We start from the raw sequence: 9,602 nt of genomic DNA, 5'->3' as shown, positions 1-9,602 counted from the left end.
GCCGCCGACGATGAAGCCGGCCTGCAGCACCTCAGGGAACACCAGCACGCCGCGCGACTTCGCGACGAGTTCGCGCGAGCCCTTGACCGTCGAATACAGGCGCGACAGCGTCGCGTCGACACTCGAATCGATCGCCTGACGCTTCGACGCGTTGGTCGCGGCGTTGTCGGGTTTGTCGGGGGTAGTGGTGCAGCCGGTGAGCGCGAGGCTACCGACGACGAGCGCAGCGGCCAGTTTCAGCGCGAGAGTCCGTTTTTGCATCGTTCTTCTCCATCGGATGATGTTCGGAGTGAGTCTCGCTCAGAGAGCGGCCCACGTCGGCAGTTATATCACAGCGACATGCAGCGGCTTTTCGTTCGGACGTGAAAAAGCGTCAAATCGCGTACCGATGTCGCGGCATGCCAACGCGGCACCGATGTCGCGTGCGGCGTCGGGGCGCGGCTGGGGAAAAGGGCGGGGCGTCAGCGCGCAACGGGCGGAACCGGCGGCTCCATCGGTGGCTTGACGGGCGGCTTGATCGGCGGCCGCCGCAGCGCGCGGCGGATCAGCGCGATCACGACGCCGCAGCCGAACAGGAACACGGCCGGCACGACCCAGTAGCCGACGAACGCATGCCACAGATAGCTTGCGAGCGTATTGCGGCGCACCACGTATTCGTCGCGCGCGGCCTGCTGGCGCGGCGCGTTGGCGGCCAGCACCTCGGCCGGGCAGCCGGCTGCACGCGCTTCATCGGCGTCGCCGTGGCACTTCGCGGCCGCGCCGGCGGCCTGCTGCGCATCGGTCAGTTGCCAGGTGGTCAGCGCAAGCTGCAGATCGGCCTTGTTGTAGGCCATCTCCTCGCGAATCTCGCGCACCGCGACGATCGCGACGGGCACGGCCCAGAATGCGACCACGATCACCCAGCGGCGGAACCAGCGGTGTTGTCTCCATGCCATCCATGCCTCCGTTTGACGCGGCATGCGCGTCCGTGTCGAGGGCGGCCCGATGGCGCTTCTTGTACTTGGATGGGCCGCGTTGCAGCCATCATAGAAGAAAACGCGGCGAATTGCCGCACCGCGTGCGCGCGCGGGCGGCCGCGCCGGGCGGCGCGCGCGGCGCCGGCGTCGATGCGCGTACAACGAAAACAAAAATGCCGCGCCCGCCGAAGCGGAGCGCGGCATTCGCGGCCGGTGTGCCGGAATCAGGCGGCCGGCTGGCTGCTCAGGCAGCTCTTCATGAACGCCTTGCGGTCGTCGCCTTTCTTGTCGGCGGCTTGCGTGTTGCAGGCCTTCATCTTTTCCTGCTGCGTCATCTTCTTGGCAGGCTTCGCCGACAGGCAGTCCTTCATGAACGCCTTGCGTTCGTCGCCCGTCTTGCCGGCGGCCTGGGTGTTGCAGGCCTTCATCTTGTCCTGCTGGCTGTTCGCCGCGAACGCGGGGGAAGCCAGCATGCCGCCGAGAAGCACTGCGGCCACGAGCGATTGGATTTTCATTTTGACACTCCCATGGGGTGAATTGCGTTTTATCGACGCCGTCACGAAGCCGATGCAGCACGATACGGAGTAGGGTCGCATCGCGCCGCGTTCCAATTATGGCAAACCAATGTGAAAACACCAAAACGGCACTTCCTATAACGCCGTCGCGCCACCGTGCGTTGACGTCGCACACGCGCCGGCGATCGGGATAAACCATGAGCGGCGCGCGTCGCGCGCGTTTGTTCGCACCGAATCGCTCGAATCCGGGCCGCGAGCCATTACAATCGCGGCCATGAATACGCTGACTCCCGCTTCTTCTTCGTCCGCGGCGCACCTGCCGCGCATTGCCGTCCTCGCGACCGGCGGCACGATCGCCGGCGCCGCGCCCGACGCGACGAGCACGGCCGGCTATCAGGCCGGCGCGCTCGGCGTCAATTTCCTGCTCGACGCGGTACCGGCGCTCGCGTCGGTCGCGCGCATTCATGCCGAGCAGGTCGCCAGCATCGACAGCAAGGATCTCGCGCTGCCGCTCTGGAACACGCTCGCCGCGCGGATCGACGCGCTGATGGCCGATCCGGCCGTCGACGGCATCGTCATCACGCATGGCACCGACACGCTCGAGGAAACCGCCTATGCGCTGCATCTGGTCGTGACCGGCGACAAGCCGGTCGTGCTGACCGCCGCGATGCGGCCGGCCACCGCGCTGTCGTCGGACGGGCCGCTGAACCTGCTGAACGCGGTGACGCTCGCCGGACATCCGGCCGCGCGCGGGCAGGGCGTGCTCGTCGCGTTCAACAACCGGATCCATGCGGCGCGCGACGTCGTGAAGACGAGCACCTACGCGGTCGACGCGTTCCAGTCGCCGGAGCTCGGCGCGCTCGGCTGGGTGCAGGACGGCCGCGTCGAATTCGCGCGCCGCGTCACGCGTGCGCGCGATGCGCAACTGACGATTCCCGAGACGTGGGCGCCGGTCGACGTGGTGATCAGCTATGCGGGCGTCACGCGCACGGCCGTCGATGCGCTCGTCGCGGCCGGCGTGCGCGGCCTCGTCGTCGCGGGCACGGGCAACGGCTCGATCCATGCGACGCTGCAGACGGCGCTGGCCGACGCGGTGAACGCCGGGGTCGCGGTGGTGCGCGCGTCGCGCGTCGGTTCCGGTCACGTGATGCGCAACGGCGCCGCGAACGACGATGCGTTCGGCTTCGTCAGCGCCGGCTCGCTGAGCCCGTTCAAGGCGCGCGTGCTGCTGATGCTCGCGCTGGCGAACGGCATTCGCGAGCGCGACGCGTTGCAGCGGCTGTTCGATCGCTGCTGACCCACACGCGGCCGCGTGCCGGCCGAATCGATGCCGTAAACGACAAAGGCAGGCCGAATGGCCTGCCTTTTCTCATGTCGACGCGCGCAAACGCTCAGGCTTGCGGCGGAATCACGAGCTTCTGGCCCGGATAGATGCGATCGGGGCTCGACAGCATCGGCTTGTTCGCCTCGAAGATCACCGGGTACTTGTTCGCGTCGCCGTACACTTCCTTCGCGATCGCGGACAGCGTGTCGCCCGGCTTCACGTCGTGGTACCGGACTTCCGGATCGTCGGGCTGCAGGCCGTCGTCGTTGACGCCCGCGACGCCTTGCACGTTGCCGGCCGCGACCTTGACCTTGGCCTTCGTGTCGAGATCGGGCACGCTGCCCGACAGCGACACGGTGCGCGACGCGCCGTCGAACGCGACCGTCAGGTTCGACGTGTCGAGACCTTGCGTGTTGATGTAGTTCTTGATTGCATCGGCCGCGGTCTGGTTCGCGGCATTCGGATTTTCCGCCGCTTGCGCGTCGGCATGACCCAGCAGCTTTTCACCCGCCTCTTTGATAAACGAAAGAAGACCCATCGTTGCACTCCTTAGGTGGTTGAAACGAAAACGCGCCGTGAAGTGGCGAAAAAAACACCGCGCTGGGGGCGGCCACCGAAGGTGAACGCGAGCGCGGCGGTTTTCTCGAAAGGCGTGGCGAAAGTGTAGGCGTTCGTCGCGACGATTGCATGAAAAATCGACGGTACGAACGTAAAGAAATGTAATACGCGAAATCCGACAGGCGGACACCCGACGACGACGTCTGACCGACCAAGGCTTCCCCGGCGTCGCCGGGTGCCGCTGCGGACCCCACCACGCCGCTCTCAGCCCAGAGCGGCGTTTTTCGCCCCGCCGCGCACGCATCGACGCGATGCGCGGCGGGGCGCCCCACCGTGATGCGCGCGTGTCGCGCACATCGATGCACCGGCAGCGGCCGGCGCACGTGAATTTCGCGCACCATCCGCCGCGATCGCGACGGATAGTGCGTCATGGCAGCCGCCCGACGCGGCCCGCGTTCAGCTTGCCGACTTCTCGATCTCGAAGTTCGACATGATCTCGAGCGCACGCACGAGCGCCGAGTGATCCCATGCCTTGCCGCCGTGCGATGCGCACACGCTGAACAGCTGCTGCGCGCTCGCGGTGTGCGGCAGCGCGAGGCCGAGCTTGCGTGCGCCTTCGAGCGCGAGGTTCAGATCCTTCTGGTGCAGCTCGATGCGGAAGCCCGGATCGAACGTGCGCTTGGTCATCCGCGCGCCGTGCACTTCGAGGATGCGCGATGCTGCGAAGCCGCCCATCAGTGCCTGACGCACGCGCTCCGGGTCCGCGCCCGAGCGCGCGGCGAACAGCAGCGCTTCGCCGACGGCCTCGATGTTCAGCGCGACGATGATCTGGTTCGCGACCTTGCAGGTCTGGCCCGCGCCGTTGTCGCCGACGAGCGTGATGTTCTTGCCCATCTTCTCGAATAGCGGCTTGGCGCGCTCGAACGCCTGCTCCGGGCCGCCGACCATGATCGTCAGCGACGCTTCGCGCGCGCCGACTTCACCGCCGGAGACCGGTGCATCGAGATAGTCGCAGCCGAGCGCGTTGATCTGCTTCGCGAATTCCTGCGTGTCGAGCGGCGAGATCGAGCTCATGTCGATCACGAGCTTGCCCGGCGTCAGGCCCTTCGCGACGCCGTCGTCGGCGAACAGCACGTTGCGCACGTCGGGCGTGTCCGGAACCATCGAGATGATGATGTCCGCGTTCTTCGCGACTTCGCTCGAGTTCGCGACGACCTTCGCGCTCGCGCGCAGATCGTCCGGCACCGGATACGCGCCGTTCACGACGAGCTGATGATCGGCCTTGAGCAGGTTGCGCGCCATGTGCGCGCCCATGATGCCGAGGCCGATGAAACCGATGGTTGCCATGTGAAAGTCTCCTATAGGGGCGAATGACGGAAGGGGCGCTCAGGCGGCGCGGCGCGCGGCGCCCGACGTGCAGCCGGCGACGCTTTGCAGCCAGCCGAGCCCTTCGGTCGTGGTGGTGCGGGGCTTGTATTCGCAACCGACGTAGCCGGTGTAGCCGAGCCGGTCGAGCAGCGCGAACAGGAACGCGTAGTTGATCTCGCCGGTGCCCGGCTCGTGGCGGCCCGGGTTGTCCGCGAGCTGCACGTGGCCGATCGAGGCGAGGTTGCGTTCGATCGTCGCGGCGAGTTCGCCTTCCATGCGCTGCATGTGATAGATGTCGTACTGCAGGAACAGGTTGTCCGAACCGACCGCGCGGATCACGTCGAGCCCTTCGGCCGAACGGTTCAGCGCGAAGCCCGGAATGTCGAAGCTGTTGCACGGCTCGACGAGCAGGCGGATGCCTTCGCGCTTGAGCGCATCGGCCGCGAAGCGCAGGTTGTCGACGATCGTGACGAACGTCTTGTCGCGCGGCGTGCTCGCCGACGGAATGCCGACGAGACAGTTCAGCTGCGGCACCTTCAACGCCTTCGCGTATTCGATCGCGCGGCCGACGCCTTCCTGGAATTCGCCGACGCGATCGGGCAGGCACGCGATCCCGCGCTCGCCCTGATCCCAGTTGCCGGCGGGCAGGTTGTGCAGCACGAGGCGCAGGCGATGCGCGTCGAGCCGTTCGGCGAGTTCCTCCTTCGCATACGGATACGGAAACAGGAACTCGACGGCATCGAAGCCCGCGTCCGCGGCCGCCTTGAAGCGGTCGAGGAACGGCACTTCGTTGAACAGCATGGTCAGGTTTGCAGCAAACTTCGGCATGAGCTAAGCCTCTTCGGTCGGTCAGTCAAAAAAATCCCGCGGATCAGTCGAGCATCGAGATCGCGGTCGGCGCGTGTTCGGCTTTCTCCGCGAGGTCCTCGAATTCGTTGATCGCATCGATCTCGGTGCCCATCGAGATGTTCGTCACGCGCTCGAGGATCACTTCGACGATCACCGGCACGCTGAACTCTTCCGCGAGCGATTGCGCCTGCTTCAGCGCCGGTTCGATCTCTTCCGGCTTGAACACGCGCAGCGCCTTGCAGCCGAGGCCTTCGGCCACGGCCACGTGATCGACGCCATAGCCGTTCAGCTCGGGTGCGTTCACGTTGTCGAACGCGAGCTGCACGCAGTAGTCCATGTCGAACGCGCGCTGCGCCTGACGGATCAGCCCGAGGTACGAGTTGTTCACGACCACGTGCACGTACGGCAGCTTGAACTGCGCGCCGGCTGCCAGTTCCTCGATCATGAACTGGAAGTCGTAGTCGCCGGACAGCGCGACGATCGGGCGTGCCGGATCGGCCGCACGCACGCCGAGCGCGGCGGGAATCGTCCAGCCGAGCGGGCCTGCCTGCCCGCAGTTGATCCAGTTGCGCGCCTTGAACACGTGCAGGAACTGCGCGGCGGCGATCTGCGACAGACCGATCGTGCTCACGTAGCACGTATCGCGGCCGAACACCTTGTTCATCTCTTCGTACACGCGCTGCGGCTTGATCGGCACGTTCTCGAAGTGCGTCTTGCGCTGCAGCGTGCGCTTGCGCTGCTGGCACTCGGCCACCCAGGCGCTGCGGTCCTTGAGCTTGCCGGCCGCCTTCCATTCCTGCGCGACCGCGACGAACAGCTCGAGCGCCGCCTTCGCGTCCGACACGATCCCCAGATCGGGGCCGAACACGCGGCCGATCTGCGTCGGCTCGATGTCGACGTGCACGAACTTGCGGCCCTTCGTGTAGACGTCGATGCTGCCGGTGTGGCGGTTCGCCCAGCGGTTGCCGATGCCGAGCACGAAGTCCGAGGCGAGCATCGTCGCGTTGCCGTAGCGGTGCGACGTCTGCAGGCCGACCATGCCGGCCATCAGCGGATGGTCGTCCGGAATCGCGCCCCACGACATCAGCGTCGGAATCACCGGCACGCCGACGGTTTCCGCGAACTGCACGAGCAGGTCTTCGGCCGCCGCGTTCAGCACGCCGCCGCCCGACACGATCAGCGGCTTGTCCGCGTCGTTGAGCATCGCGAGCGCCTTCTCGATCTGCGCGCGGGTCGCCGCGGGCTTGTAGACCGGCAGCGGTTCGTACGTGTCGATGTCGAATTCGATTTCCGCGAGCTGCACGTCGATCGGCAGGTCGATCAGCACCGGGCCCGGACGGCCCGAGCGCATCAGGTGGAACGCCTGCTGGAACACGCGCGGCACGAGTGCCGGCTCGCGCACGGTGACGGCCCACTTCGTCACGGGCTTGGCGATCGATTCGATGTCGACGGCCTGGAAGTCTTCCTTGTAGAGCCGCGCGCGCGGCGCCTGGCCCGTGATAGCGAGAATCGGAATCGAGTCGGCCGAGGCGGAGTAGAGGCCCGTGATCATGTCGGTGCCGGCCGGGCCCGACGTGCCGATGCACACGCCGATGTTGCCCGGTGCCGCGCGCGTAAAGCCTTCGGCCATGTGCGACGCGCCTTCGACGTGGCGCGCCAGCACGTGGCTGATGCCGCCCGACTTGCGCATCGCCGAGTAGAACGGGTTGATCGCGGCGCCGGGCACGCCGAACGCGGTCTGGATGCCTTCCTTCTCGAGCACGAGCACGGCGGCGTCGACAGCTCTCATTTTGGCCATGAATGTCTCCTTGAACCTGAAATGGGGTGAATCTCGGTAATCGGTCTGTTGTGGACACTTTAGGGATGCAGGAAAGGTTTGATAAGATCAGCCGAAGTCGCTTATTTCGAAACTAAAAGTATGGAATGACGGCCGGACGGGCATTCCGCCGGCGTCGGAACGGAGACGGGAGATGGATCGCTTCAAGCAGATCGAGACGTTCGTGCGCGTCGCGGACGCCGGCAGCCTCGCGGCGGCGGCGCTCGAGGAGGGCGTGTCGCCGGTCGTGCTGGGCCGGCGCATCGACGCACTCGAGAAGCGGCTCGGCGTCAAGCTGATGTACCGGTCGACGCGGCGGCTCGTCGTCAGCGAGGAGGGCGCCGCGTTCCTCGAGCGTTGCCGCGGGCTGCTGTCCGAATGGGATCAGGCCGAGAACGAGCTGGCCGCCGGGCGGCGCGCGGTCAGCGGTCACCTGATCGTATCGGCGCCGGCCGCGTTCGGCCGCAAGCACGTCGCGCCGCACGCGCCGGGCTTTCTCGCCGACAAGCCCGAGATGCAGCTGTCGTTCAACCTGACCGATCGCGTGGTCGATCTCGTGCGCGAAGGCTACGACCTGTCGATCCGGATCGGCGGGGCGGTGGATCCGAACTTCGTCGCGGTGAAGCTCGCATCGAACCGGCGCGTCGTGTGCGGCACGCCCGACTATTTCCGCCGGCACGGCCGGCCGAAGTCGCTCGACGATCTGCTCAAGCACAACTGCCTCGCGTTCAACCTGCAGGGCGGGCAGAACCGCGGCTGGTACTTTCAGCGTCACGGCAAGATCGTCACGATGCGCGTGACCGGCAATCTCGACTGCAACGACGGCGAGCTGCTGCACCGCTGGGTTGCCGAGGGGCTCGGGCTCGGCTGGCGCTCGACATGGGAAATCGCCGCGCAACTCGAGACGGGCGAGCTCGAAACGGTGCTCGACGAGTATGCGCTGCCCGACTACGACATCCTCGCCGTCTATCCGCAGCAGCGCTACGTGCCGGCGCGCGTGCGCTACTTCATCGACTACTTGCGCGATGCGTACGCGCAGCCGGGGTACTGGAGCACATCGCCGTAACCGCCGGGCGCGCCGGTCGCGGTTTTTTTCGTTTCGGGCCCGTGCGGCGGGAATAAACTCGACGCAACGCCGGTAAGGTGATCGAGCGTGCGGCGGCGGACGGCTGGCTTTGGGCTTCGGGACTCCGGTTTCGGGGACTCGGGTCTGGACTCGGGTTTGGCCTCGGGCATCGGGCGGCCGGCATCGCGTGCGCGGTGGGCGCGGCTTCGGCCGCCGGGATCAGGGAGGCCATGTGGGGCAAGCCGGACAGCCGGTCGATGGGCAGACAGCAGGCGATGCGGCGGCGCGCGGCGAGCGGTTTCGCGCGCTCGTGCTGCCGCACCTCGATGCCGCGTACAACCTCGCGCGCTGGCTGAGCGGCAGCGCGAGCGACGCGGACGACGTCGTGCAGGAAGCGTGCATGCGTGCGCTGCGCTTCGTCGATTCGTGCCGCGGCGACAACGCGCGGCCGTGGCTGCTGACGATCGTGCGGCACACGTGGTACAGCGAATGGCGGCGGCGCACGCATGCGCACGAAGTCGCCGCGCCCGACACGCTGGAGGACGCCGACGTGCCCGACGACTGGCAGCCGGCGACGACCGATCCGCTCGCGCAGCTGCTGCGCGGCGAAAACGTCCGGCTCGTCAACGCGGCGCTCGCGAAGCTGCCTGCCGAGTACCGCGAGGTGCTCGTGCTGCGCGAGATGGAGGATCTCAGCTATCGCGAAATCGCGGCGATCGCGGACGTGCCGATCGGCACCGTGATGTCGCGGCTCGCGCGCGGCCGTCGGCGGCTCGCCGCACTGCTCGGCGAGGAAGCCGTGCCGGCGCGCGGCGAGCGGGCGGCGCGCACGCCGGCCGGCGGATCGGCATCGGAGGCTATCGATGGACTGTAACGAAGCGCGCGCGCTGCTGGATGCGGACGTCGACCGCGAGCTGTCGCCGCCGGATGCGCTGCGGGTCCAGCAGCACGTCGACGAATGCGAGCTGTGCCGGCGAGAGCGCGAGCGGATCGTCGCGCTCTCGCATGCCGTGCGGGCAGCCGACTATCATCGCGCGCCGGACGCGCTGCGCGCGCGGATCGCCGCGCTGCAGCCGGAGGCCGCGACTGCGCCGATGGGCGAGCGAACGGGGGCGGAACGGGCGCGCGACGGCGGATTCGAGGCGCCGCA

The 9,602-nt window shown here is 67.3% G+C and carries 10 protein-coding genes and 1 pseudogene; 4 read left to right on the top strand and 7 right to left on the bottom strand.

Annotated elements, in window-relative coordinates:
* The 3 genes and pseudogenes from HMPREF3115_RS32515 to HMPREF3115_RS17600 all read right to left on the bottom strand — a co-directional run.
* A pseudogene (locus HMPREF3115_RS32515) lies at positions 1-261 on the bottom strand (hypothetical protein); the annotation flags it as partial.
* A gap of 200 nt (positions 262-461) precedes the next feature.
* Positions 462-935: a hypothetical protein gene (locus HMPREF3115_RS17605; RefSeq protein WP_006407781.1), complete on the bottom strand. Its 474-nt coding sequence runs from the start codon at positions 933-935 to the stop codon at positions 462-464.
* Positions 936-1,180: 245 nt separating this feature from the next.
* Entirely contained in the window at positions 1,181-1,471 is a 291-nt protein-coding gene (locus tag HMPREF3115_RS17600) for a PsiF family protein (protein ID WP_006402283.1), read from the bottom strand.
* A 274-nt stretch (positions 1,472-1,745) separates the two neighbouring features.
* Between HMPREF3115_RS17600 and HMPREF3115_RS17595 the strand changes: the two genes are divergently transcribed.
* On the top strand, positions 1,746-2,768 hold the full coding sequence (locus HMPREF3115_RS17595; RefSeq protein WP_006407782.1) for an asparaginase: 1,023 nt from the start codon (positions 1,746-1,748) through the stop codon (positions 2,766-2,768).
* A 94-nt stretch (positions 2,769-2,862) separates the two neighbouring features.
* Here HMPREF3115_RS17595 and lysM read toward each other — a convergent pair whose 3' ends face one another.
* From lysM to gcl, 4 genes are all read right to left on the bottom strand, one after another.
* On the bottom strand, positions 2,863-3,333 hold the full coding sequence (gene lysM / locus HMPREF3115_RS17590; protein WP_006402286.1) for a peptidoglycan-binding protein LysM: 471 nt from the start codon (positions 3,331-3,333) through the stop codon (positions 2,863-2,865).
* 476 nt (positions 3,334-3,809) lie between these two features.
* Positions 3,810-4,700 (bottom strand): 2-hydroxy-3-oxopropionate reductase, encoded by an 891-nt coding sequence (locus HMPREF3115_RS17585; RefSeq protein WP_006402288.1) that lies wholly within the window; start codon positions 4,698-4,700, stop codon positions 3,810-3,812.
* 39 nt (positions 4,701-4,739) lie between these two features.
* The gene (gene hyi / locus HMPREF3115_RS17580) at positions 4,740-5,549 is read right to left on the bottom strand and encodes a hydroxypyruvate isomerase (protein WP_006402289.1); all 810 of its coding nucleotides are present in this window, start codon (positions 5,547-5,549) and stop codon (positions 4,740-4,742) included.
* A gap of 43 nt (positions 5,550-5,592) precedes the next feature.
* Entirely contained in the window at positions 5,593-7,368 is a 1,776-nt protein-coding gene (gene gcl, locus HMPREF3115_RS17575) for a glyoxylate carboligase (RefSeq protein WP_006402290.1), read from the bottom strand.
* Between the two features lie 172 nt (positions 7,369-7,540).
* Here gcl and HMPREF3115_RS17570 point away from each other — a divergent pair, with 172 nt between their 5' ends.
* The 3 genes from HMPREF3115_RS17570 to HMPREF3115_RS17560 form a co-directional block, all read left to right on the top strand.
* Positions 7,541-8,452: a LysR family transcriptional regulator gene (locus HMPREF3115_RS17570; RefSeq protein WP_006402291.1), complete on the top strand. Its 912-nt coding sequence runs from the start codon at positions 7,541-7,543 to the stop codon at positions 8,450-8,452.
* A 232-nt stretch (positions 8,453-8,684) separates the two neighbouring features.
* Positions 8,685-9,326, top strand: a complete 642-nt coding sequence (locus tag HMPREF3115_RS17565) for an RNA polymerase sigma factor (RefSeq protein ID WP_012213216.1) — start codon at positions 8,685-8,687, stop codon at positions 9,324-9,326.
* Positions 9,316-9,602, top strand: a 287-nt coding sequence (locus HMPREF3115_RS17560) for an anti-sigma factor family protein (protein ID WP_141751692.1), incomplete at its 3' end; no start/stop codon positions are given. The genes HMPREF3115_RS17565 and HMPREF3115_RS17560, both read left to right, overlap by 11 nt.

This window comes from Burkholderia sp. HMSC10F09 (assembly GCF_001806955.1).
Lineage (GTDB): Bacteria > Pseudomonadota > Gammaproteobacteria > Burkholderiales > Burkholderiaceae > Burkholderia > Burkholderia multivorans.
Note: the sequence above shows the minus strand (reverse complement) of the source record. Positions and strands in the feature narration are given on the sequence as shown.

Bases quoted from the DNA above. Each gene is read 5' to 3' on its own strand.
- HMPREF3115_RS17605 (WP_006407781.1), bottom strand. From the start codon at position 935: ATGGCATGGAGACAACACCGCTGGTTCCGCCGCTGGGTGATCGTGGTC.
- HMPREF3115_RS17600 (WP_006402283.1), bottom strand. From the start codon at position 1,471: ATGAAAATCCAATCGCTCGTGGCCGCAGTGCTTCTCGGCGGCATGCTG.
- HMPREF3115_RS17595 (WP_006407782.1), top strand. From the start codon at position 1,746: ATGAATACGCTGACTCCCGCTTCTTCTTCGTCCGCGGCGCACCTGCCG.
- lysM (WP_006402286.1), bottom strand. From the start codon at position 3,333: ATGGGTCTTCTTTCGTTTATCAAAGAGGCGGGTGAAAAGCTGCTGGGT.
- HMPREF3115_RS17585 (WP_006402288.1), bottom strand. From the start codon at position 4,700: ATGGCAACCATCGGTTTCATCGGCCTCGGCATCATGGGCGCGCACATG.
- hyi (WP_006402289.1), bottom strand. From the start codon at position 5,549: ATGCCGAAGTTTGCTGCAAACCTGACCATGCTGTTCAACGAAGTGCCG.
- gcl (WP_006402290.1), bottom strand. From the start codon at position 7,368: ATGGCCAAAATGAGAGCTGTCGACGCCGCCGTGCTCGTGCTCGAGAAG.
- HMPREF3115_RS17570 (WP_006402291.1), top strand. From the start codon at position 7,541: ATGGATCGCTTCAAGCAGATCGAGACGTTCGTGCGCGTCGCGGACGCC.